This window comes from Serratia sp. DD3, from assembly GCF_000496755.2.
The window spans coordinates 1-22,651 of sequence record NZ_AYKS02000008.1; the positions used below are offsets into that span (position 1 = coordinate 1).

A 22,651-nucleotide genomic window follows, 5' to 3' on the forward strand; every position below is an offset into this window, starting at 1 on the left:
CAATGGGATAGTCCCTTGTTGTCATTAGATAAATGAAAGGATCAGAAAATAAACAGGTTTTCTTCAATATTAACGATTGCAACTCCTCGCAGAGTAATCTGGCTGTCAAAATAAGACACTATCGTGTCGTTATTCACCGCCTTGAAGTGCAGATCGTCAAAGCTCAAAGCTGAGTTGCTGAACAATATCTTGTCATCTTTAACATTGAAGTCCGCAATAATGTCCTTACCCGCACTGTCGCTGAAAATAAACAGATCGTTGCCCGTGTAGCCGTATAAGGTATCATCACCATACCCACCGATAATGGTATCTTCACCCTGTGTGCCATGGACCGTATCGTTACCTGCTCCAGCGTCAATATAATTCTCTTTATCTTTGTCATTATTACGGTCGAGATCAAAGGCAAAAATCATGTCATTGCCACCACCAGACTCAATGATGTTATTCCCACCGTAAGCATGAATAATGTCATTCCCGTTCCCGGTCACGATATAGTCATCTGTTCTACTGGTGTGGATCACATTATTGCCATCACCCGTCTGGATCGTGGTTTCGTTGCCACTACCGGCGAGGCGACTTACAGCAGTATCAATGTAATTATTACCGTTACCCGTGGTAATGCTGTCATTACCGCCGTAGGTGAAGACCGTTTTCTGGCCATCGCCCAGAATCACTGTATCATTACTATAGGAAGTATGAATTACGTCGCGGCCACCATCGCTGATCACGGTTTTACTGTGACCGATGTCGTCATTGCGGTTACTGGCATTGGCATGGATATTATCGTTCCCGCTGCCTGTCTTGATATAATCATCACCGCCGTAACTGAAAATGGTGTTGCTACCATCACCGGAATCAATCAGATCATTGCTGGCCCCAGTGTGGATCACATCGTTACCACTGCCAGTGATAACCTTAACGGTATTGCCGCTGCCTTCATTGCGGTTTCTGGCCGTATCAATATAGTTATTACCATTACCCGTAGTAATGGTGTCATTACCGCCGTAGGTACGGATAATTTTATTACCGTTGCCTACCATGATTTTGTCATTGCCGTAGGATGTATCAATTATATCTCTGCCATTACCGCTGATGATGGTCTTAGTGACATTGATATCATCATTGCGGTCTGTGGCGTAAGCCCTAATCGTATTATCGCCGTTACCAACCTTGATACTGTCTGTTCCGCCATAGGTGTAAATACGTTTATTGCCATCACCACCTACGATGGTATCGTCGCTGTCCGAGGTTTCGATATAGTCATTGCCTGCACCGCTGTTGATCTGCTTGGTGAAGCCTTTGTCCAGTTGAAGGTTATTGGAAGCAGCAAAGATATTGTCATTGCCATCCCCAGCAATGATTTCATCATTACCACCGTAACTGCGTACGGTATTATTGCCTTCACCCAGGTCGATAAAGTCGTCCCCTTTGGCGCCATAGACCGTATCAGAGCCCTCGCCAGCATAGATAATATGACGCGCCTCAGCATCCTCCGTATTGCCGTTTTTGGCCGCATAGATAATGTCATGGCCTGCACCGGCAAATATAATTTCGCTACCGTTATTGCCATAAATAACGTCATTACCTTCATAACCGTAGATAATGTCATTCTGGTCACTGCCAGTCAGGACGTTATTGTTTTGATTACCATAAATAGTGGTATGTTGATCGGCAGGGCCTTGGCCGTAAATCACCAGCTGCAGTTGGGCATGATTGGTCAACGCAGCTTCATCGCTGATCTGATAGTCGATGGCAATCCGCACTGATTCACCAAAGGCCAGATCGGCATAGGCACCTTGATGCTCAAAGATGTATTTCCCATTGGCGGAAATCTGGATGCGCCCCCCTTGTTCCAGGTTAATCCATTCGCCAACGGCGTCCATGCGGTTGCCAACGGCTGAAACATGAATAGCCTGCGGGTTATAGTCACTATCATTGAGCAGAACATTACCGGTGTCATCCGTGAGGCCTGCGATCACGGTGACACGATCGTCATTGGCCTCAGGGGCTACAGGCCGCAGCCACATAGGGATATAGCCGGTAATATCCTCCTGTGATACGGGACTACCCATTAGATCTTTCAATAAGTTGACGGCAAACTGATACCCCATGTAGGAATATCCTTCCGCATCAAAGTGTACCAGTCCGTTAGACGACTTCTGGAAGTGTTGCATGCTGAAAAACTCAATACGATCAGATGCATTAGCAGCCTGTTGCAACTCGGCTTCTATTTGTGGTCCTCCTAGGTAAGGAGAAGTTCCACTTGCTATCAATTTGAGGTCTTCCATGGCAAATTCGGTTTGCATACGGGCAAGCAAGGTGAGCAGCTTCTGGTCATAGTCACTGTGTCGGCCGTAATCATGTTCCCCCTGAGTCCAACCAACGCCACCGATAAATGGCGCATATCCCTGATCGGCAATCGCCTGTGATGACTTGAGTGTGTTGGTAAAAATGTGGGTGAGCATATCGCCGTTCAGCCAACGAACGATAGAAGTACCGCCGGATGTGACCTTGGTGAGATAGACCTCTGAGCCTAATGCCTGTGTCAGGTTAACACCAAGAGACAACTCAGAACCCGCCCAACTCTTGGCTGGGGCGGCGCCAAATTCCAGTGGATTAGTATTTTTATTCGGCGTCAAGCTTTCAAACTGTTTACCCGTCCAGATTTTAACCTGCTCCTGTACGCTACGGAGTTCAGGATCAAAATCAGCCACATTTTCCCAACCCGCCATGTTCGACTGGCCAGACAACACAAAGTTATAGCGTGTTTCTGCAATAATCCCCGCATTATTTACCCCACCGCTGGCCGTTACGCCTACCACGGCAGGACCTTCGGTATGCATATTGGTGCCAACGACGGCGTTATATTTTGATATGCCGTTTAACAGGGCGCCACCTGATCCAGGGGCGGTATAATTCTCAGTGGTGACACCATCGGCGTGATACACCACTGCGCTGGCTCCTTCACCTAGAATATACTGGTTTTTAAACAGCGCCACGCCAGATGTTTGAATTGCCCCAGCGGAATTCAATAGGACAATAATGCTATTTTCGCCCCCAGCATAAACAGCAGTAGCCAAATCCATGGGGCTATTCTCGGTTCCCAGCGCATTTTTAGTGCCATTGGCACTTACATAGATAACATTTAACGACATAATTCCCTCTACGTTACAACCAACACCATCATGGTGCCGACCTTATTAATCAGTTTGAAACAGCGATAATAAAAACAGGCCAAAAAGTATACGGAGAGGTGAGCGTTTTTTCAACGTTTTTTCAAAGAAAATTCTTAGTCAGGGCGTAATTAACGATAGCCCGTCTGCGCAGATGCCTCAGACGGGTTCCGAACGTGCCTGTTGATAAACCCTCGGCTTACCAGCGCAGAGCGTAAGTCACGGTTACACATTAGCATTGCTGGAAAGCAGCATTTTTACGCCGAACATGCAAGGTAGAAGCAGGGTGTGTTAGTCGCGGGAGGCCGATCACTGCCTTCCTACCGCGATCCAATAATCCGCCTGCAGACGGGCGGAAGTGTGCTATTTAATTTCCAATACGTTCAGGCGTTCAAGGGTTGGCGAGTCCTCATCTTCAGGCTGCCAGCCCATCGGTTGCAGGGGCAACTCTTCACGATCAAAAGCCAGATCCCCTCCATTGATAACTTCACTGCCGTGGTGAATATTTTTAAAATCGAACAGTTCGGTATCACAAAGATGGGAAGGCACCACATTTCGCATGGCACTGAACATGGTTTCGATGCGGCCAGGATAGCGTTTATCCCAGTCACGCAGCATATCGCCAACCACCTGACGCTGCAGGTTGGGTTGTGAACCACACAAGTTGCACGGAATAATGGGGAATTGTCTTGCCTGGGCAAAACGCTCAATGTCTTTTTCGCGACAGTAGGCTAAAGGGCGGATCACAATATGTTTACCATCATCACTCATCAACTTTGGAGGCATACCTTTCAGTTTGCCGCCGTAAAACATATTCAAGAACAGCGTCTGTAAAATGTCGTCACGGTGATGGCCGAGAGCAATTTTGGTGGCACCAAGCTCAGTGGCGGTGCGATAAAGAATGCCACGGCGTAAGCGAGAACAGAGAGAACAGGTGGTTTTACCTTCAGGGATTTTCTCTTTAACGATAGCGTAAGTATTCTCTTCAACAATCTGGTATTCAATGCCTAGGCTTGCCAGATATTCTGGCAAAATATGCTCAGGGAAACCGGGTTGTTTTTGGTCAAGGTTTACAGCAATCAGTGAAAAGTTGACCGGTGCACTTTGCTGCAGATTGCGCAGGATCTCCAGCATGGTATAGCTGTCTTTACCACCTGACAGGCAAACCATGATGCGATCACCTTCTTCAATCATATTGAAATCCGCGATCGCTTCCCCGACGTTACGGCGCAGGCGTTTTTGCAATTTGTTCAGGTTGTACTGCTCATTAGGTTTAATTACTTGATTTTCATTCATTTGTTACTTCTCAAATCTCAAAAGGGGCAAAGTTGGGGCAAAACGTATTACTGAGCAAGCTTGGCGTTGAGCATGTTCACCTGTTCATTATTCAGTTCTTCGAACCATGTTCCGTAAATCTCGTACACCATCTGCGCGTTATCATGCCCCATCTGATTAGCGATAAAAGAGGGGTTTGCACCGGCCGACAATAACCAGCATGCGAAAGTATGTCGTGTATGGTACGGATTACGCCGCCGAATACCAGCGTGTTTTACAGCGGCATTCCATCTGGCACCAATCGAGGATAATGAGTAATACGGTTTTTGTTCCCCTTTAGCTTGCCACGGCATAAACACAAAATGGAGTTTCTATTTTTCCGTGTGCCCATACATGGCTTCTGGGATTGTTACGCCATCATCCGCGATTGGTACCAGCTTGAGCGAGACGCAACGTTGCAAAACTTCAGCGGGCAGACGGGTGGTGGAGCCGGGGTGAAAACCTCTACATGCAGCACTATGCCGAAGCCGGTTTTGTACCGACTGCCGATGATCTGCAGATTGGCGATGTAATCATTATGCAGATACGAGCGGATGAGCCGAACCATGCCGGTGTTTACATCGGTGATGGAATGATGATCCACCATATGTACGGCCAGCTTAGCCAGCGCGTGCCGTATGATGGGTATTGGCAATATCGGACAATTATCTAACTTCGATATTATCGGTCCGTATCGGGTGCGGATACCGCTGTTATAGACGTGTTCAGCACCCCATCGAATAGTGTTTCTGTCGTCAAGCGGTGATATCATGTAGCAGATTATGACCAATAGGGATAGGGATGTGAAAAAAATACTTCTGGCTCTGACTGCTCTGACTTTGGCTGGTTGTGCTCGTCCATATGGACCAGCGGAAGAGATTCTAAATAAAGAAATAGTCATACCCAAAAATGGTACGCAACAAACAAAAGTTACCGTGACAAGAAATAAACAATTTATTGGCGCGGGGAGCGGGGGAGTGTGTAAATTCCTTATTGCTATCGATGATGAAAATGTTGCCGTTTTGAAACAAAACCAGTTTGTTACGGCTTATCTTGCTAATGGTCCTCATAAGCTTCGTGTCAGTAATGAATGTAATGTATTAACTATGGGAATGAGAAAAACCCTTGATTTAGTAGCTGACGGAACACCTCAGGAATATATAAGCGAGGTGGGTTTCTGGGGGCAATACAGAATGTGGCGAGTTAAATAATCAACTATAGGTCACTTAGGTGGCCTTTTTTATTGGATAAAATATGAACTCCACCACACATGAATATCGTGGGAAGGCATACAGTGGCACCGTATGCCTATCGGTTATCAGCGCCGACCATCATAGAGTTTGGCGATTTCTGTTGCAGCTTTCTCTATACCAGGATAAACCGTACTTTCGTTGATGCCGAAGCGGCTGAGCTGCTGCATCAGGCATTCCTTGTTTCTAATCACCAGTTTTCTGACGTTCAGCGTACTTAGCCCCGTTTCTGGTAGGTCCACGTTTTCGCCAAATAAGAGGAACGCTCCAGACTGAGACGAAATGCGGGCGTTGCTGAGCCGCCCTTTAACCAAAACGATTTTACTCAGATGTGCCGGATCGATAATGTTTTTGAAATAGGACTTCTCATCACGGATCAGATGAAGCAAATGCTCGCACTCTTCGGTGGCATTAAATGCCTGAGTCGCCAAGCTGGTATTCAGGTTGCTTTTGATACGTGATGGAAGTCGGGAAAGATTGGCTATACAACTTACGGTATCGGAGTCGAAAAACTTAATTTCACTTTTGGGTGCCGTTAATATAATGACGTTGCCATCAATTTCATTTCCATCTTTATCTCGTTTGATTTTTGAACACGCGAAATAGAGTGCGATAAGCGGGTTAGTTGAGACGTCAAGCAGGCGCGTGGGTAAGCCATAATGTTGCATGCGTACAAGCTTATCCAGCATATAGCGGTCATCTCTGAACTCGGCGGGTTGAACCGTCAGCAGCTCGGTAATCATATCCGATTCGTGATGTCGGTAGCGATAGTTACCCTGCTTATCTTTGCGGAACAGCGAAGGTTCTAACTGATAGCTGATGTCGGAGTGACCCCGGTAAAACACCTCTTCATTATTTTCCTGAGGATGATTCAGTATGATTTTTAGATATTGATTGATATCCGAAATTACCTCAAGGTCTTCATTATTGTCAGGTGCTTCGGTTTTAACCGCAGCGGAAGCTTCAGGGGCTAATACACTGAGACCTAATATATCGAAAAACTCTTTAACGTCTATATCCTTGACTGCCCAGAAATTTCTGTTCAGCCCGAAGCTGCCCAGCTCCAGCTTCCTGACGTATTCTTTTTCACTGGTTAATAACTCTTTGCCGATGATACCGGTTAACTCATAGTTAAAAGCCAGAACTTTTTCTCGCTTTATAGTTATTGCTCTGATGTTATTTATTCTTCCAATACTGATATGGCTGTAATAACCGTCTGTATCGCCTTCCTCATCAACTTCAAACTCCGGCTCTGTCATAAAGATGACCGGCAGTTCCTGAAGAAACTGATAGGTTTTGCTGGTCAGGGGGAGCAGTTTATTTCTGAGTGAGTCAGGGGTGGATTCAAAAAGCCGAGAAACCGGAAAAGACGCTTCACCGCGATCGTCAGAGAAAAAACTGTGATAATCGGGATTACCGACCACGATAAGATTCAACATGTATGTCATCCTTGCATGAGTTACATTGTATTTTCATTATGCCAGAAATGGTTAATTTTTAAACATTGCGTAATCTGTGCCTCGCGGATTCACATAGAACGCTGTTAGCAATGTCCGCTTCACGCTCGAAGCAGACCGAGATCAGCAAACATTGTCTTGATCTGTGCCAAAGCGGACCTTGCTAGTATCAAGGTATATTATCAATGGAATAGCTCAGGAGATATGATGGTAACTAAAGAAAGCTTGAAACAATGGATCATTGAGTGTCTTCAAGAGCGGAATGGCAGTGCCAGGCCTCGTGAAGTCTCAAAGTACGTCTGGGATAACTATGAAGCAGACCTCAAAAATTCAGGTGATATGTTGTACACGTGGCAATATGATATTCGTTGGGCTGCTCAACAATTGAGAGACGAGGGCACTCTTAGACCAGTAAATAGGCGTAAAGATTTGCCATGGGAATTAGCTTAATCAAAGTAATCACGTCAGCTCCTCGCTCAAAGCTGGCTGTTAGTTTTGAGCCCGTGCTGCAAGAGATTTGCAAGTAAAAAACTATAGGCTTTAAGAGCAATAAAAAGGGGCAATGCGTATTATACCTAAGTCGCTGTAAGTTGCAGTCTCTGCCCGATGCAGATAGTAGGATGGGCGTTAAAGGGATAGGGTGTGGCTGTTAAGTCCTCTTGTTTTTGATCATTCACAACCCCTATTGCGGATTGATAGCCAAAAAATGGCTTGGCAACACAAAGAGAGAAGAAAAAACAATTGAAAAGCCTAATCATCAGCATTTAAGCGTACACTGGGATCCAACGTCTCTACTGGATAAAAGATATGTCTATCTTTGATAGCTTTAAGATGTTTGGTAGCAAATCAGTAGATGTTAGATGTCCTAAATGTTCGCGCACTGCTCAACAGAGTACGCATAAATCAAGAAAAAATATGACGATGATTTGCCCCCACTGTGGCTATTACTTTCGACGTGGAGACGATAAGCCATAATTTAAGGCTCCGTTTGTTAAACGGAGCCAAGCTAGGTCTCCCCGCGCACTCAATCAGGGCAGGGAGGGAGTCAATTATTTGGCAACGATAAAACGCTGAGCATCATCCATAAACGCTTTGTCTCCTGCAGGCGCTTCGATGGAACCAAAGTTCATTTGTGCGCGCAGTTTCCAGCTTGTAGGTACATTCCAGGTGCTCTGAACATCGCTATCAACCAGCGGATTATAGTGTTGCAGGTTGGCACCAATGCCTTTTTCAGCCAAAGCCAGCCATACGCCATATTGCGCAATCCCAGAACTGTGCTCTGACCAAACAGGGAAGTTATCGGCATAGGCCGGAAACTGCTGTTGAAGACCTTGGATGACATCCTGATCTTCAAAAAACAGCACCGAGCCAGCAGCGTTACGGAAGCCAGCAATTTTATCAGCGGTGGGCTGAAAGTTTGCGGCAGGCACAATTTTGCGCAGTTGTTCCAGGGTAAGATCCCAGAATTTTTCGTGCTTATCACCCAGCAGAATCAATGCGCGGGAGCTTTGTGAGTTAAAAGCTGAAGGTGCCTGACGGATGGCTTCTTGTATGGTATCAATGACGTTTTGCTCGGAAACGGGTAAGTTTTTCCCAAGGGCATAAATAGTTCTGCGTTTTTGTGCAAGAGCAATAAAGTTATCTGACATGAAAGACTCCTGAAGCAATGTGATTTATCTTTGCGCCATGATCACTGGCATTTGCTCAGTGATGTTGTTGGTCATATTGGCGTATCAAGGTGCGATAAATAATGGAACAATCATAAATCAATTGAAATCAAAATAAACTGCAAGAATGGTTCAATAAAATAGAATAAAAATGGACGCGAATAGGTTGCGCTAGAAGAGCTTACGCCGAGGTCTGTTAACCCGCCAGTAGACTAAGAAAAGAGTGCTTTTCTTGCAACTATTGTTCGGCAATCTTGTAAAGTACAGCTGCGACTTGCGGTTGTTGCGTACTCAGGCGGGGAAAATGCGGTTATTAGTTCAAAATATTTGCTAGCTCCTCATTGGGTGGGCGAGAGTCTAGCATTAATGCCGCCATGCCGTCATGGGCACGCGGGGATCGAAGTGGTACAGCGGCCAAAATCCGCTTGCAGTCAACTGCTTCATCTGTTCATGGCTAAATGCCAAGTCGTCACCGTGCACTTCACAAGGGCTATACGCGATATTTAACCTGTTTGTGTGGCGGAGATAACGGGCTCATTCATAAAGTGATGGTGACAATAGGGGCACTGCGATACCCTATTGTCTGGGGTTAATATTAAATTAATCGTTACATATCATCCTGCCTATCTTAACGCCAGAGAGGCGGGAATCTGTGCCAGACGCGACTATTGGCAAGGCGACCAAGACAGAAAGAAGAACAGAATTATGACTGGTTTGATGTATTTAATTATGGCGATTATCGCTGAAGTGATTGCGACGACAATGTTGAAAGCAGCGGACGGGTTTACCCGCTTATGGCCTTCGTTAATTGTTATCGTGGGCTATGTTATCGCATTCTGGGGGCTGTCAATGGTCGTGAAAACCATGCCATTAGGCATTGTTTATGCCATCTGGTCCGGAATGGGGATTGTGCTGGTTTCTATTGCGGCAATATTTATTTACCAGCAAAAATTGGACTTACCCGCAGTCATTGGGATTGGGTTGATTCTTGCCGGGGTATTGGTGATTAATTTATTGTCAAAGGCATCAGCTCATTAATTAGGGGTTATTTATCCCCGTCACCAATCAAATCGTAGGGTTGCTGGCAAGGACAATGCTCCTGTGTTTACTGTTCATCCGCTCCATTCATGCTAACCATCAAGTTATTGCCGGAGACTGATACCCCGAGTCAGAAATGCAGATTGCATGAGCTTAAAAACTGCTCATAAAAAGAGCGGAGGTTCGACCGTCAGGACCAGGGAGTCAGCGACCAGGGGTGTTTGGGGTTATCCAGCCAGGTTTTAACCTCGGTCTCTGGCAGCGCCATGCCGATGGAGTCACTGCGCCCACCTGCCACCCACTGGGTTCGCCCACGCAGTAGTGCGGTGCCGTACTCTTCCCAATTGTTGAAACAGTCCCTGGCGCGGATGCCATTATACATCAAGATGTCCTTGCGGCAGGTCTCATCAATCCAGCCCAGCAGAAAACACAATTGTACGCAGAATGAGACACGAGCACAGGAAAAGGCCAGGGCTGCCCGCATGTCATCATTAGGATGCAGGGGTTCCAACCCTAGGCGGTACCACCGCTGGTAGAGCTGTTGAGTAACCGCAGCGGTGACGTTTTCCTGATTGCCAGATGGGCGCATGTCCAGATAGGTATAAAGTATATTTTGCCACCGTTTTCTTAGGAGTTCGTCTGCCACGCCCGGGGTTTGTGACTGGTAATAAATACCTTCCATACGTTCTTTGGCATAAGGGTGAGCCAGTAACAGAGCATGTGCCCAAGCAGGCTCCAGTTTGTCGTCAAAAAAATCAATATGGTTTGGTTCTTCATACCAGCGCTTTTTGGCAGCACGAAAAAATACAAAAAAGAAATAGATTAGAACCCATAGAATAAAATACTTCAGCATGGGGGTATTCCCAGAATTTTGGCGATATAAGGGGAAAGAGGCAGATTAGGCAATTGCGCTGGAGATTTAGCAGCTAGCAGCCATTGCGCTGCCGGGGTCAGGTTGCGGAGTTTTTCCGCAAGTTTGGGAGCATGGTTGATGACCTGGAGCTGGTCATCCTCATCTTGCACCTGTTCAATCGCCAGCCAGCCCTGGCGGCTGTACGCTAGCCCGATAGCTGTCAGGTCAGGGGGAAAGCAGGGGACGCAGGGCAGGGTGTTGAGAAAGGCGCGTACTTCTTCTTGATAGCGAGCAATCGGAGGACAGTTCTGTTTGCCCTTCACTTGGTCGATACGTAACCTGCCATCGGCTTCTACATACGCACTGATGGTGATGTGGGGCAGTTGTTCGCTGGAACGGAAACTGAAAAGGCGCAGCTTTCCTTCTTCACAACTCTTGGCGTAGTGTTCGCCATAGCCGCCTTCCAGAGCCTGACGGTTGTCAAACTGCCCGAGGCAATGGCGCATCATCTGGCTTTCATAAGCCATTTCGTCCCTTAGTTTTGGGGAGTCAGGTAACAACTCAACAAATTGCCCCAAAGGACTGGTCTGAATTACGTTGATGGCCTCTGGTGAATGTTGGCGCCAGCCCTGCAGTGCTCTGGCCTCAAAGACCCTGTGTTCCGCTTCATATAACGTGAGTGCCTGAGGGCAGGTGATGCGCATCAATTTGCCTTCAAGAGAAGTCCCAGTGCGGCTCACCAGAAACTCCAGGACTCGGCTTTCAAGAACAAGTAGCGCTTCGCTTTCTGGGGCAATCCAATACAGAGGAATATTGGCGGCAAAGCGCTTGCTGATCCATTCTGGCACCCCTCCTTTGAAGCCGGATAAATCTGCCGCTGCCCCCAAGGAAGTAATGAGGCAGAGGTCGGGGGAAGTGGTTTGAAAATTGCCAATCACATGGCGGTAAAAATGGTTTACCAGCCAAGCGGCAACCTCTGGGGTATCTTCCCGCTTTTTGCTGCGAGCCCGAATGCTCTTTTTGATCTCAGGTGCGTTGATGACATTGCGTGGGGCATAAGCCCCGTGAAAGCGTTGTTGCATCTATCACCCCCAGATTTTCCACCAAGGCTTATTTTCTTTGATTTGATGCTTTTTCAGCGAGGCAATATTACGCCGAGCAAGATCGGCTAATTCTTGCTCTCCTAGTTTAAGGCTGTATTTCAGGGCTAATTGCTGGTGGCGCAGTGCGTCGTCGAAACGGCTACATCCTGTGTAGGCAAGCCCAAGGTATATGGCAATTCCCGGTTCTTGGGCGATAAATTTCTCCAGATTAGTGCAATCACTGGCTAGGCGAATGGCGACATCATCGGGTTGTTCCCAAGACATTTGGGCAAGGATCCAAGCCTGGCAGAGGCGATAGTCTTTCTCGCTTTCCTCCCTATCTTGATTGGCAAACCACTGGTCCAGCCGTTCAAGCCAAATACCGATTTCCAAGTCACGATCAATTTTTGACAGGCTGCCGGTAACCTGTTGAAAATAATCCGGCGGAGAATGGCGACCATAGCCATATTGATTTGAATAATGCCAGAGATCTTCCCCTGCTTCGATGATCCGTTCATGATCTTCAAGTTTCACCAGGCACTGGAGTATAGAGTCGTAATGTTCGGCAAACGGGCTGGTTGTGAGTCCTTTACGGTGAAGCTCAATAGCTGTTCGGCAATCTCCCGCATGGTCTGGACTATTGGCGTCATTGCGATAGTAAATACCGAGATTATTGCAGAGCATCGAGTAGACATGGATGTCTGCATCGCGGAAATGGCCTTTGCCGCTGGCAAAAAAAGCCTCAAAGCGTTTCAGGCCTTCTTGGTAGTAACGGCCTTGTAGGGAGTAAATTTTATCACGTAGCTCTTGGGGGATTTTTTTATTCAAGGTGTCGGCAAAGATATCCTCGATGATGCACCCCATGTTGTACTCCCATCCTGCTGCTCCTGTCGGGACAAAAGGCATGGACAGCATTTTGTCGATACCGTGGATTTGCATGCGGGCTTTTAATAGTGCGCTTACTAGGTTGTAAAAAAGAGGAAAGTCCGGTAGGGCGGTAAGTTGTTCCAGCAGAGGCAACGCCGACTCAGGCGGTTTTTTTTCCACTTCCAGCATGCGCTCAATTTCATGGCTGAGTAAGCTGGGGTGGGCGGGGTCGAGTATTCTGGCCTGTGCCAGATGGTGCTGGTAAAACTGCTGGCTATCTTCATTACCACAAACCCATTGCTGACCTTCACGCAGGGCTGCACCGGCAAGAGTCAGGTGCCAGTAAATATTCGGGGTAGTGTTAACCTTATCCAGGGCAAGCTGCAAAGCTTCTTCCTGCGAGCCAGGGCGCTCTCCATTAGCAGACTCAAATGCCAGCTCCGCTGCTTCATCTTCTCGGCCCGCCTCCAGGATCCAGCGCAGCAAGAGTGCACTAAAATTATCGTTTGAATCACTTGTCAAACCATAACGCCCATCACGAGCCCGGGCGATCGCTTTATCCAGGTCGCCTGCATAGTAATGCATTTTGGCTTCTAGCCGGGCGATCTGTATTTCTGCATCACGTAGCTTTCCCGGCGCGATATCTTTAGGCAGCAAGAGACGTGCATAGGCGATGGTTTGAGGAATAAGAGCCGGAGAGATGAAAACAATGGATTCCCCCAATGTTATCCAGTCAGAAAACCCCACTTGTTCTTCATTTCCCGCTTCGGAGAGGGCGTTGATAGCGGTTTGCGCTGCTTCGTTAGCTTCGGCTGCTCGGCCTTCAAAATGGAAACTGCGGCACAGGGCCAAATGCATCTTTGACGAATCGAAGGCACGCCACTGGCTTCGCTGTTCCAACGCATGTTCCGCAGCCAGTCGGTTTGTGGCAAATTGGCGCATCAGCGCCCACAGTTTATGGTTTTCTGCGACATTGATCAGCCTGTGCCAGGCGCTTATCCCGTTTCCCTGCTTCGTTTGGGACAGCAATGCCGTTGCTACATCTGTTAAGCTGGCGCTGATTTTTTCCACATCGTCAGTAAAGCACCAAGCGTCAAGACGCCAGAAAGCAATATTGAATTCGTAATCAGCCCGCTCTTCTTGTTCCTCGATAACCAAGATCAAGGGAGCGTATTGATCAATCAGGGCGAGCGCTTTCTCAACCTCTCCGGCGATACACCATAAGCGTTGCAGCCGATACAGTGCCCCCGGTTCATCCGGTGCACACTCCTGAGCAGTGAGCATATCCCGCAGCATATTGGTTTTTAGATCAGGGGTAAGATCCGCAGTATTATTTTGTTCGACAGCCTCGTAGACCTGGTCAAGCCAAGCATCAAGCTGGCTACCGCGCAGAAGAGTGGGCATGATTTCATTCTCAGCAAAAGTAAGAAATAGTGAAAGGAGAGATCCCTTCCTGTCGTTCACCTAAAATCAAGTTGCAGTTTCACAGAAGATAGAACGAATATCAAACAGTGCGTTGCGTCATGTCAGCCAAGACAATTTGTCGCTAACTGCATGAAGAACATGCGGGTTGATGAGTAGCGTTGCTGGCAAGGTGTTCGGCTAGCAGAATAGAGAATCATGTGAAATGTGACTATTGGCCACCTCGGGAAGAATGTCGAATTATTTCGAGCATATTCTATAAGCCAGATTCATATTAAAAAATACGCATTAAGCAGAATGCTGAGTATAATAAAGGTGCTACCAGCGGCGCAGCAAAATAGCCTTCGCCAAATTATCAATATCAGTTATCAGTATCGTTACAGTCTTATGGGGAGATATCATGTTTAAAGCAAAATGGTGGCTTGTCGGTGCCGTACTCTCTTTGGCTGCTTGCAGTAGCAACCACGAAGAACCCGCACAGCTTGCCACAAGCGCCAATATTGGCGTGATTCCGACCAGCACGAATTGTGCCAATGTTGGCGGGGTGACCACCATGACCCACACACTTAATGGTGACGCGATCAGGATGTGCCAATTGCCAAATGGTAAACAGTGTGAAGACTCAGCGCTCAGCATGACTGCTTGTGCCAAATAATCTCACTTAGCTGACTACCGGAGTTGGATTGGTGAGATAAATTGGCCAGAATAATCGCCCTGGCTCCGGTCATCTTTAAGTATAAGCCGCCAAGAGAGAACCACGGTATCACCGCCAATGGCTTGGGGCTAGTGTTACAAGGGTTAAGTGCGGTTATTGAGTTGATTGAGTTGCCTGACGATAAAGTTGGCGTATATAAGCGCCCACAATTGCCCCAGTCAATGCCCCTAAAATCACTCCGAAAAAGGCAAATTGCATACCCCCCACTAGCCCGCCGAAAAGAACACTGGCTGCTATGGCTAACAGATGATTTTTAATATAAGGATTGATGATAAATTCTAATATCACAGAGTAAACAATGGATTGAAGCCCAACCGCATAATAAGCAAACAATGGGAACATCAGCATCCCTTTGGCAAAGATTGCCAGTTCACCAGTGACGAACACCCCCAAGATGGACATCAACATGCTGCCTACCAAGGCAGGTAACAAAGCGGCAAGCACCACGCGTTTAACCTGTGCTTTGATGCGTTCGTTCTTATTAACCATGTGAGTGTTCCTTACTTCGGTCATCTCTTTCATCCGTGTACACCGCGTTAGCCATTTCTTCACCTGGCAGGGGATTCATGCCATCATTAGCGCCATGTAGATGTAGATGATGTTTATCAAGGTTAAAGTCAGTATTTGATGACAAAAAAATTTAAAATAGCCATCGGGATATTAGCAGGAATCGTGCTACTGGTGGTGACATTATGGCAAACCTTACCGAGCTGGTTGCCCCGAGTGGTAGCGCCTTGGTTGCCCCAAGGTAGCCAACTGGTGTTACAAGGGCCTTTACGTTGGCAGCATGGGGCGTTGCATCTTGCTAATGTCCGTTTTAATGCCCAGGATTGTAGCCTGGTCACTGTCAACGCGCTCAGTTTGTCTTATCAACGCGGCAAGTGGCAATTGAGCAGTGACCAACTCAATGTGGATACAGCCTGTTTGTCGAAACTCCCCGTAGAGACAGACAGCCCTCCGCTGGCGCTAGATCGCCTACAAAACCAATTGCCAGCATTTAATCTCAGCATCAATCTATTGACACTCACACCCTGGCAAACCTATGCCGGTAAAGTACAACTCGCTTCATCGGCCAAACGCTTCTCCCTGGATTATCAGGGGGATAATCTTACTGTTAAAGCGGAACTGGATGAACATCAGCAGTTAACGCTCAACCAATTCATTATCCAGCCATTCGCTGGGGGGGAGCCGTTACAACTGACTGGGGAAATGACTCTGCCCATCGCGCTGGATAGTTTGCCGCCGCAGGGCTCTCTGCAAGGCGAAATACAGACCACCTACTTTGAAAAACCGTTGTTGTTGGATTTACACTGGCAACAGCAGCAGGGCCTGTTGACGTTAACCGAACAGGGGAGTCCACGCCCCTTGGCAAGCCTGCCCTGGCAAGTAACCCCTCAGCAGATTCGCATTGAGCAAGGTGAATGGCATTGGCATTATATTGATCAACCCCTTAGTGGTGGCCTGAGTGTGGCATTAGATGATTGGCGCAAAGGGCTGGCTGACACTCAAATTACTGCTCGCCTCAATGTCATCACTACTGGCCATAATGGTAAAGGTAATGCGGTACTCACCTTAGGCCCAGGTAAGGTAGATTTAATCAACAGCAATCTCAATTTCCAGCTTACAGGTCAGGCTAATCTGGCTGATTTTTCTGCTAGTGCTTCCATTCCGGGCATGATTAATGGTTCGATCCTTAACCCCACGTTGACTTTACTCCCTGGCTCGCTGTTACGTGCGTGGGGGGAGCCGGCGGATGGCATCCGGTTGGAAGAGGCTCGTCTGCCACTTGCTGGGGTAACGGTGACGGCAGCGGGAATTACTGGCCGTTTACAGGCGATTATTGCTGTCAGCGATAATTACTGGGGGCAATCCAATGTGCATCTGGATGGTCAGGCAAAAGATTTCTGGCCCGATAAGGGCAACTGGCAATGGCGCTACTGGGGGAATGGCAAACTGCCACCGTTGCAGGCCACCTGGGATATCGCAGGCAGTGGGCGCTGGCAGGATACACGCATTACCTTAGAGAGTTTGTCTACCGGGTTTAATCAGCTTAAATATGGCGAGATGACTATAGCCGCACCACGTTTGACGCTTGAGCAACCGATCATCTGGCAGCGTACGGCCGTTGCGCCACAATTTGCCGGCAGCCTTAAACTGGTTACCGATAAAGTGAGCTTCAGTAAGGGTAGCTATCTGCCACCTACGGTGCTGGACCTGCAACTGAATGGCAAGGAGCCTGATAATTTCCAATGGCAGGGGCGTTTGTTGGCGGAGCAGATTGGTCCGATAAGCCTGCGAGGCCGCTGGGATGGTGAGCGCCTGAGGGGTGAGGGTTGGTGGCCGAAACAATCGTTAACGGTATTTCAGCCGTTATTGCCAGCGGATTTGAATATCAAACTGCGGCAAGGGGAGTTTTATGCCCAGTCAGCGTTTTCCGCAGCGCGCGGACAAGGTTTTACGGCTGGCGGCCATTGGGTGGTCCGTAATGGCGGCATGTGGCTGAGTGATGGGGAAATGAGTGGTTTGGACTTTGTGTTACCTTACCGGCTAAAAAACCATTTATGGCAATTAGGCGGCAAACGGCCAGTGATGCTGCGCATCAAGTCACTCAATAACCTGTTTGCCATACAGAATATTACCGCTGACTTACAAGGGAATTACCCTTATAGCGAGGCCAATCCCCTGACATTAAGTAACGTCAGCCTGGAAATGCTTAATGGGCATATCAGCCTCTCAGCCTTGCGTATGCCGCAGCATGAAGCGGCGGTACTCAAACTCGATAAAATCGACCTCAGCGAGCTGTTTACGGTGCTTAATCCGAAACAGTTTGCCATGTCAGGTCGCATTGACGGTGAATTACCCCTTTTCCTCAACCATCCTCAATGGTTGGTAAAGCAGGGTTGGATAGCCAATGCGGGGGTGCTGACGCTACGGTTGGATAAGGAGATGGCGGATGCTATCGGCGGTAATAATCTGGCGACAGGTGCCGCTATTGACTGGTTACGTTATGTCGAAATCAACCACTTAAAGGCTAAGGTTGACCTCGATAATCTGGGAGAACTGACGCTGAAAACGCGTATTGATGGGGTAAACACGCAAAAAAATGCCAAGCGTGCCATCATCTTAAACTATAGCCATCAGGAAAATGTGTTTCAGTTATGGCGTAGTCTGCGCTTTGGTGACAATTTACAAGAGTGGCTGGAACAGGCCCTCTCTAAACCTGGGGTAACACAATGAATATCATGGCCAGGCCATCGCTGGTAGTTGTACTGTGCGCCACTTTACTGAGTGCTTGCGTACCGCGTATTGAGGTAGCAACACCCAAAGATCCGATTACCATCAATATGAATGTCAAAATTGAGCATGAAATCCGTATCAAAGTGGATAGCGATGTGGAAAATCTGCTGAAAACCCATAGCGGTCTCTTTTAGGAGTCAGGATGAAACGCCGATATTTATGGTGGCTAGTTGCCAGTTGGTCATTCAGCACGATGGTGCAGGCTTTGACTTTGGATGAAGCCAAGCAACAAGGACGCGTAGGAGAAACACTGAGTGGCTACATTGCGCCATTGAAGCAGGATGCTGAAACGTTGGATTTGGTGAAAAGAATTAACCAGGGGCGTTCGCAAAAATATCAGGAAGTGGCAGAAAACAATAATATCGCCCCCGATAGTGTCGCCCGCCTGGCTGGGCAGAAATTGGTGACACGCGCGCCGGCGGGTGAATATGTACGCGGCATTAATGGCCAGTGGTTGAAGAAGTAAAAAGCGTTCTGCTACGTGTGCCAAGTAGTAAGCAGTAAGTAGTAACACATTGATATAGCAATGAGTTCTGCCAGTACGGTTTTTAATCTGTTTAAACGGTATGCGGGCAGCTCAAGCAAAGAATGAATAATAAGGAATACCCAACGTGAAATCTCCGCTCGCGGGATTGTCATCTAGACTGGATGACTTAATGCTCCGTGATCATGTGCGTCTGCAACGTCGGTTGCAAGGTGCCAAAAGAGTCAAAAATTTAGAGGCTCAGCAGGCCATTGCCGCTGAGATAGACAGTGATATCACCCGAGCGTTGCAAAAAGTGCAGTCGCGGGGCGCATCATGCCCGAAAATTACCTATCCAGAAAATCTGCCGGTCAGTCAGAAAAAACAAGAGATCCTCAATGCTATCCGTGATCACCAAGTGGTGATTGTGGCGGGTGAAACCGGGTCGGGCAAAACGACGCAGTTACCTAAAATCTGTCTTGAGCTGGGGCGGGGAATTAAAGGCTTAATCGGCCATACTCAGCCACGTCGTTTGGCTGCACGCACCGTTGCCAACCGCATTGCTGATGAGTTGGCAACCCCACTTGGCGGGAGCGTGGGCTACAAGGTACGCTTCAATGATCAGGTGGGGGAAAATACCTTGGTCAAGCTGATGACTGACGGTATTTTGCTGGCTGAGATCCAGCAAGACCGACAGTTGTTGCAGTATGACACCCTGATTATCGATGAAGCGCACGAACGCAGTCTCAACATTGATTTTATCTTGGGCTATCTGCGGGAGTTACTGCCTAAACGCCCCGACCTGAAAGTGATCATTACCTCGGCGACCATTGATCCTCAGCGGTTTTCTCGTCATTTTAATCATGCACCGATTATTGAGGTTTCTGGGCGTACTTATCCGGTTGATGTTCGTTATCGTCCAGTGGTCGATGATGCGGATGACAATGAGCGCGATCAGCTACAGGCAATTTTTGATGCGGTCGACGAGCTAGGGCGAGAAGGGCCTGGCGATGTTCTGATCTTTATGAGCGGTGAACGTGAAATTCGTGATACTGCCGATGCGCTGAATAAACTGAATTTACCGCATACGGAAGTGTTGCCACTCTATGCCCGCTTGTCCAACAGTGAGCAGAACCGGGTTTTTCAAAGTCACTCAGGCCGCCGTATTGTGTTAGCGACCAACGTAGCCGAAACCTCACTCACCGTACCGGGCATTAAATACGTTATTGACCCCGGAACAGCGCGTATCAGCCGTTATAGTTTCCGCACCAAGGTACAACGCCTGCCCATCGAGCCTATCTCGCAGGCTTCCGCCAACCAGCGTAAAGGCCGTTGCGGCCGTGTGTCGCAAGGTATTTGCATCCGCTTGTATTCGGAACAGGATTTCTTGTCGCGCCCTGAATTCACCGATCCGGAAATTTTACGTACCAACCTGGCTTCAGTTATTTTGCAGATGACCTCGTTGGGGCTGGGGGATATTGCCGCCTTCCCGTTTGTTGAGGCACCCGATAAGCGTAATATTCAGGACGGTGTGCGGCTTTTGGAAGAGTTGGGGGCGATTAAAACCGCTGATAATGGCCACTACCAATTGACTCCTCAAGGCCGTCAATTAGCTCAGTTACCCATTGACCCGCGATTGGCACGGATGGTATTGGAAGCGCAGAAAAGTGGCAGTGTGCGTGAGATGATGATCATCACCTCGGCGCTATCGATTCAGGATCCGCGAGAGCGGCCTCTGGAGAAACAGCAGGCAGCGGATGAGAAACACCGCCGTTTTGCTGATAAAGACTCTGATTTTATGGCGTTTGTCTCCCTGTGGGATTACCTGCAACAGCAGCAGAAGGAGAACTCGTCCAGCCAGTTCCGTCGTTTATGCCGTAGCGATTTCCTCAACTATTTGCGTGTGCGTGAATGGCAGGATATCTACACCCAATTGCGTCAGGTAGTGAAAGAACTAGGCCTGCCAGTGAACAGTGTGCCTTCTGACTATCGCAGTATTCATACCTCGCTACTGAGTGGTTTACTTTCGCATATAGGGCAGAAAGATAACGATAAACAAGAGTATAGCGGTGCACGCAATGCGCGTTTCTCTATTTATCCGGGCTCAGGCTTGTTCAAGAAACCGCCAAAGTGGGGGATGGTTGCCGAATTGGTGGAAACCAGTCGCTTGTGGGGGCGAATTGCCGCGCGTATCGAGCCTGAATGGATAGAACCGCTGGCTCAACACCTGGTTAAGCACCATTACAGTGAACCTCACTGGTCTAAATCCCAGGGTGCGGTAATGGCCAGTGAAAAGGTGACCTTGTTTGGCTTGGCGATTGTTGCCGCTCGCCAGGTCAATTACAGCACTATTGACCCATTACTGTGCCGTGAGTTGTTTATCCGCCATGCCTTAGTCGAAGGGGATTGGCAGACCAGACATACGTTTTTTGCTGCTAACTTAAAGTTACGTGCAGAAGTAGAAGAGTTGGAGCATAAATCGCGCCGCCGCGATATTTTGGTGGATGATGAAGCCTTGTTCAGCTTCTACGATCAGCGTATTCCGAATGAAATTGTCTCTGGCCGCCATTTTGACCGTTGGTGGAAAACAACCGTTAAGCAACAACCTGATCTGCTCAATTTTGAAAAAGAGATGTTGATTAAAGAGGGGGCCAACCGGGTTAGCGCGTTGGATTATCCTAATTATTGGCATCAAGGTAACCTGAAATTGCGGCTGACCTATCAGTTTGAGCCAGGGACTGATGCGGATGGTGTCACGGTTCATATTCCCTTACCGATTCTTAACCAAGTGGCAGAAGAGGGCTTTGATTGGCAGATCCCCGGTATACGCCGTGAGTTGGTGATTGCGCTGATCAAATCACTGCCCAAGCCAATACGCCGCAATTTTGTGCCTGCGCCAAACTATGCCGAAGCCTTTATTGGCCGCGTAACATCACAAGAACTACCGTTATTGGACTCATTGGAGCGAGAGTTACGGCGCATGACCGGCGTGACGGTGTCACGAGAGGCGTGGCAATGGGATTCGGTTCCCGATCATCTAAAAATGACCTTCCGCGTGGTGGGTGAAAAGCAGAAAACCCTACGTGAAGGTAGAGACCTGGCGCTCTTAAAGCAGCAGTTGAAAGCTAACGTGCAGCAAACATTATCATCGGTGGCGGACGATGGCTTGGAGCAAAGCAACCTGCATATCTGGAGCTTTGGTAAACTGCCGGAATTTTACGAGCAGAAACGCGGAGGCTATTCCGTTAAAGCCTATCCGGCGTTGGTAGATGAAAAAGAGAGTGTCGCTATCCGCTTGTTTGAGAGTGAGCAGGAACAGCAGCAAGCGATGTGGCAAGGAACGCGCCGTCTACTATTGCTGAATATCCCATCGCCAATCAAGTATTTACATGAAAAACTGCCGAATAAAGCCAAACTGGGGCTCTATTTTAATCCTTATGGCAAGGTGCTGGAATTAATTGATGACTGTATTGCCTGTGGTATCGATAAACTGATGGCCGAGCATGGTGGGTTGGTTTGGCAAGAGCAGAGCTTTGCCCGGTTACAAGAATCAGTGCGTGCCGAGCTAAATGAAACGGTGGTAGATATTGCCAAGCAGGTTGAACAGATTTTAACGACGGTATTCAACATCAATAAACGTCTGAAAGGGCGTGTTGATATCGCGTTGGCACTGGCGTTATCAGACATCAAAGCTCAACTTTCAGGCCTGGTTTACCGTGGCTTTGTCACCAATAACGGTTGGAGCCGACTGCCGGATACCTTGCGTTATCTGCAGGGGATTGAACGCCGCTTAGATAAGCTGTCGATCGACCCACACCGTGATCGGGCACAAATGCTGCGGGTAGAGCGGGTACAGCTTGCTTGGCAACAGTGGTTGAATAAATTGCCAGCCAAACGTCAACAGGATGAAGAGATGAAAGCGGTGCGCTGGATGATCGAGGAGTTACGCGTCAGCCTGTTTGCCCAACAGTTGGGGACGCCTTATCCGATTTCTGATAAACGCATCATGCAGGCTATCGATCAACTTTCACTATAAAATATCGACCTGCGCAG

Annotated in this window: 17 protein-coding genes and 3 pseudogenes; 10 read left to right on the forward strand and 10 right to left on the reverse strand. The window is 48.1% G+C overall.

What is annotated here, in order from left to right; translation table 11 throughout:
* Positions 1 to 41: 41 nt before the first annotated feature.
* The 3 genes and pseudogenes from IO95_RS00460 to IO95_RS00470 all read right to left on the reverse strand — a co-directional run.
* Complete coding sequence (locus IO95_RS00460) at positions 42 to 3,155, reverse strand: sialate O-acetylesterase (RefSeq protein ID WP_037383288.1); 3,114 nt, start codon at positions 3,153 to 3,155, stop codon at positions 42 to 44.
* 381 nt (positions 3,156 to 3,536) lie between these two features.
* Positions 3,537 to 4,469: a tRNA 2-thiocytidine(32) synthetase TtcA gene (gene ttcA, locus IO95_RS00465; protein ID WP_023490898.1), complete on the reverse strand. Its 933-nt coding sequence runs from the start codon at positions 4,467 to 4,469 to the stop codon at positions 3,537 to 3,539.
* A gap of 47 nt (positions 4,470 to 4,516) precedes the next feature.
* A pseudogene (locus IO95_RS00470) lies at positions 4,517 to 4,840 on the reverse strand (tyrosine-type recombinase/integrase); the annotation flags it as partial.
* Here IO95_RS00470 and IO95_RS24620 point away from each other — a divergent pair.
* Positions 4,838 to 5,160 (forward strand): annotated as a pseudogene (locus tag IO95_RS24620) (NlpC/P60 family protein); the annotation flags it as partial. The pseudogenes IO95_RS00470 and IO95_RS24620 overlap by 3 nt on opposite strands.
* A 130-nt stretch (positions 5,161 to 5,290) precedes the next feature.
* Positions 5,291 to 5,698 (forward strand): hypothetical protein, encoded by a 408-nt coding sequence (locus tag IO95_RS00480; RefSeq protein WP_037383304.1) that lies wholly within the window; start codon positions 5,291 to 5,293, stop codon positions 5,696 to 5,698.
* Between the two features lie 107 nt (positions 5,699 to 5,805).
* On the opposite strand, the gene IO95_RS00485 is transcribed toward IO95_RS00480, so the two are convergent.
* The gene (locus IO95_RS00485; protein ID WP_023490896.1) at positions 5,806 to 7,176 is read right to left on the reverse strand and encodes an FRG domain-containing protein; all 1,371 of its coding nucleotides are present in this window, start codon (positions 7,174 to 7,176) and stop codon (positions 5,806 to 5,808) included.
* A 225-nt stretch (positions 7,177 to 7,401) separates the two neighbouring features.
* Here IO95_RS00485 and IO95_RS00490 point away from each other — a divergent pair, with 225 nt between their 5' ends.
* Positions 7,402 to 7,644, forward strand: a complete 243-nt coding sequence (locus tag IO95_RS00490; protein ID WP_023490895.1) for a hypothetical protein — start codon at positions 7,402 to 7,404, stop codon at positions 7,642 to 7,644.
* A 357-nt stretch (positions 7,645 to 8,001) separates the two neighbouring features.
* Complete coding sequence (locus IO95_RS25895) at positions 8,002 to 8,169, forward strand: YnfU family zinc-binding protein (RefSeq protein ID WP_255351343.1); 168 nt, start codon at positions 8,002 to 8,004, stop codon at positions 8,167 to 8,169.
* Positions 8,170 to 8,243: 74 nt separating this feature from the next.
* On the opposite strand, the gene IO95_RS00495 is transcribed toward IO95_RS25895, so the two are convergent.
* Together IO95_RS00495 and IO95_RS25900 are read right to left on the reverse strand one after the other, a co-directional pair.
* Positions 8,244 to 8,843 (reverse strand): nitroreductase family protein, encoded by a 600-nt coding sequence (locus IO95_RS00495; RefSeq protein ID WP_023490894.1) that lies wholly within the window; start codon positions 8,841 to 8,843, stop codon positions 8,244 to 8,246.
* Positions 8,844 to 9,102: 259 nt separating this feature from the next.
* Positions 9,103 to 9,368, reverse strand: a pseudogene (locus IO95_RS25900) (pyruvate-flavodoxin oxidoreductase); the annotation flags it as partial.
* 198 nt (positions 9,369 to 9,566) lie between these two features.
* On the opposite strand from IO95_RS25900, the gene IO95_RS00500 reads away from it, so the two are divergent.
* A complete protein-coding gene (locus IO95_RS00500) occupies positions 9,567 to 9,899 on the forward strand; it encodes a multidrug efflux SMR transporter (RefSeq protein ID WP_023490893.1) in 333 nt (110 codons plus the stop codon).
* Positions 9,900 to 10,089: 190 nt separating this feature from the next.
* Here the strand turns inward: IO95_RS00500 and IO95_RS00505 are convergent, their stop codons facing one another.
* Genes IO95_RS00505 through IO95_RS00515 form a run of 3 tightly spaced genes read right to left on the reverse strand, consistent with a single transcriptional unit; the run spans position 10,090 to position 14,105 of the window.
* Positions 10,090 to 10,752: a DUF1266 domain-containing protein gene (locus IO95_RS00505; protein WP_023490892.1), complete on the reverse strand. Its 663-nt coding sequence runs from the start codon at positions 10,750 to 10,752 to the stop codon at positions 10,090 to 10,092.
* A complete protein-coding gene (locus IO95_RS00510; protein ID WP_023490891.1) occupies positions 10,746 to 11,834 on the reverse strand; it encodes a hypothetical protein in 1,089 nt (362 codons plus the stop codon). Before IO95_RS00510 ends, IO95_RS00505 begins: the two co-directional genes overlap by 7 nt.
* Positions 11,835 to 11,837: 3 nt before the next feature.
* On the reverse strand, positions 11,838 to 14,105 hold the full coding sequence (locus IO95_RS00515) for a hypothetical protein (RefSeq protein WP_023490890.1): 2,268 nt from the start codon (positions 14,103 to 14,105) through the stop codon (positions 11,838 to 11,840).
* A 418-nt stretch (positions 14,106 to 14,523) separates the two neighbouring features.
* On the opposite strand from IO95_RS00515, the gene IO95_RS00520 reads away from it, so the two are divergent.
* Positions 14,524 to 14,778, forward strand: a complete 255-nt coding sequence (locus IO95_RS00520; protein WP_023490889.1) for a DUF333 domain-containing protein — start codon at positions 14,524 to 14,526, stop codon at positions 14,776 to 14,778.
* Positions 14,779 to 14,931: 153 nt separating this feature from the next.
* Here the strand turns inward: IO95_RS00520 and IO95_RS00525 are convergent, their stop codons facing one another.
* Positions 14,932 to 15,360, reverse strand: coding sequence for a hypothetical protein (locus tag IO95_RS00525; RefSeq protein ID WP_152554871.1), 429 nt, complete (start codon positions 15,358 to 15,360; stop codon positions 14,932 to 14,934).
* Positions 15,361 to 15,465: 105 nt separating this feature from the next.
* Between IO95_RS00525 and IO95_RS00530 the strand changes: the two genes are divergently transcribed.
* The 4 genes from IO95_RS00530 to hrpA all read left to right on the forward strand — a co-directional run bounded on the left by IO95_RS00530 (position 15,466) and on the right by hrpA (position 22,634).
* Positions 15,466 to 18,075 carry a YdbH family protein gene (locus tag IO95_RS00530; RefSeq protein WP_037383295.1) on the forward strand — a complete coding sequence of 870 codons (2,610 nt, stop codon included), beginning with the start codon at positions 15,466 to 15,468 and terminating at the stop codon, positions 18,073 to 18,075.
* 5 nt (positions 18,076 to 18,080) lie between these two features.
* A complete protein-coding gene (locus IO95_RS00535) occupies positions 18,081 to 18,269 on the forward strand; it encodes a YnbE family lipoprotein (RefSeq protein WP_369794318.1) in 189 nt (62 codons plus the stop codon).
* Between the two features lie 8 nt (positions 18,270 to 18,277).
* Entirely contained in the window at positions 18,278 to 18,601 is a 324-nt protein-coding gene (locus IO95_RS00540) for a YdbL family protein (RefSeq protein WP_023490885.1), read from the forward strand.
* A 145-nt stretch (positions 18,602 to 18,746) separates the two neighbouring features.
* Positions 18,747 to 22,634, forward strand: a complete 3,888-nt coding sequence (hrpA, locus tag IO95_RS00545) for an ATP-dependent RNA helicase HrpA (protein ID WP_023490884.1) — start codon at positions 18,747 to 18,749, stop codon at positions 22,632 to 22,634.
* Positions 22,635 to 22,651 lie beyond the last annotated feature (17 nt).

What these genes read in the sequence shown, in the direction of transcription:
- IO95_RS00515 (WP_023490890.1), bottom strand. Translation starts at nt 14,105, where the DNA reads ATGCCCACTCTTCTGCGCGGTAGCCAGCTTGATGCTTGGCTTGACCAG.
- IO95_RS00460 (WP_037383288.1), bottom strand. Translation starts at nt 3,155, where the DNA reads ATGTCGTTAAATGTTATCTATGTAAGTGCCAATGGCACTAAAAATGCG.
- IO95_RS00490 (WP_023490895.1), top strand. Translation starts at nt 7,402, where the DNA reads ATGGTAACTAAAGAAAGCTTGAAACAATGGATCATTGAGTGTCTTCAA.
- IO95_RS00505 (WP_023490892.1), bottom strand. Translation starts at nt 10,752, where the DNA reads ATGCTGAAGTATTTTATTCTATGGGTTCTAATCTATTTCTTTTTTGTA.
- IO95_RS00540 (WP_023490885.1), top strand. Translation starts at nt 18,278, where the DNA reads ATGAAACGCCGATATTTATGGTGGCTAGTTGCCAGTTGGTCATTCAGC.
- IO95_RS25895 (WP_255351343.1), top strand. Translation starts at nt 8,002, where the DNA reads ATGTCTATCTTTGATAGCTTTAAGATGTTTGGTAGCAAATCAGTAGAT.
- IO95_RS00485 (WP_023490896.1), bottom strand. Translation starts at nt 7,176, where the DNA reads ATGTTGAATCTTATCGTGGTCGGTAATCCCGATTATCACAGTTTTTTC.
- IO95_RS00510 (WP_023490891.1), bottom strand. Translation starts at nt 11,834, where the DNA reads ATGCAACAACGCTTTCACGGGGCTTATGCCCCACGCAATGTCATCAAC.
- IO95_RS00500 (WP_023490893.1), top strand. Translation starts at nt 9,567, where the DNA reads ATGACTGGTTTGATGTATTTAATTATGGCGATTATCGCTGAAGTGATT.
- IO95_RS00520 (WP_023490889.1), top strand. Translation starts at nt 14,524, where the DNA reads ATGTTTAAAGCAAAATGGTGGCTTGTCGGTGCCGTACTCTCTTTGGCT.
- ttcA (WP_023490898.1), bottom strand. Translation starts at nt 4,469, where the DNA reads ATGAATGAAAATCAAGTAATTAAACCTAATGAGCAGTACAACCTGAAC.
- IO95_RS00530 (WP_037383295.1), top strand. Translation starts at nt 15,466, where the DNA reads ATGACAAAAAAATTTAAAATAGCCATCGGGATATTAGCAGGAATCGTG.
- IO95_RS00525 (WP_152554871.1), bottom strand. Translation starts at nt 15,360, where the DNA reads ATGAAAGAGATGACCGAAGTAAGGAACACTCACATGGTTAATAAGAAC.
- IO95_RS00535 (WP_369794318.1), top strand. Translation starts at nt 18,081, where the DNA reads ATGGCCAGGCCATCGCTGGTAGTTGTACTGTGCGCCACTTTACTGAGT.
- IO95_RS00495 (WP_023490894.1), bottom strand. Translation starts at nt 8,843, where the DNA reads ATGTCAGATAACTTTATTGCTCTTGCACAAAAACGCAGAACTATTTAT.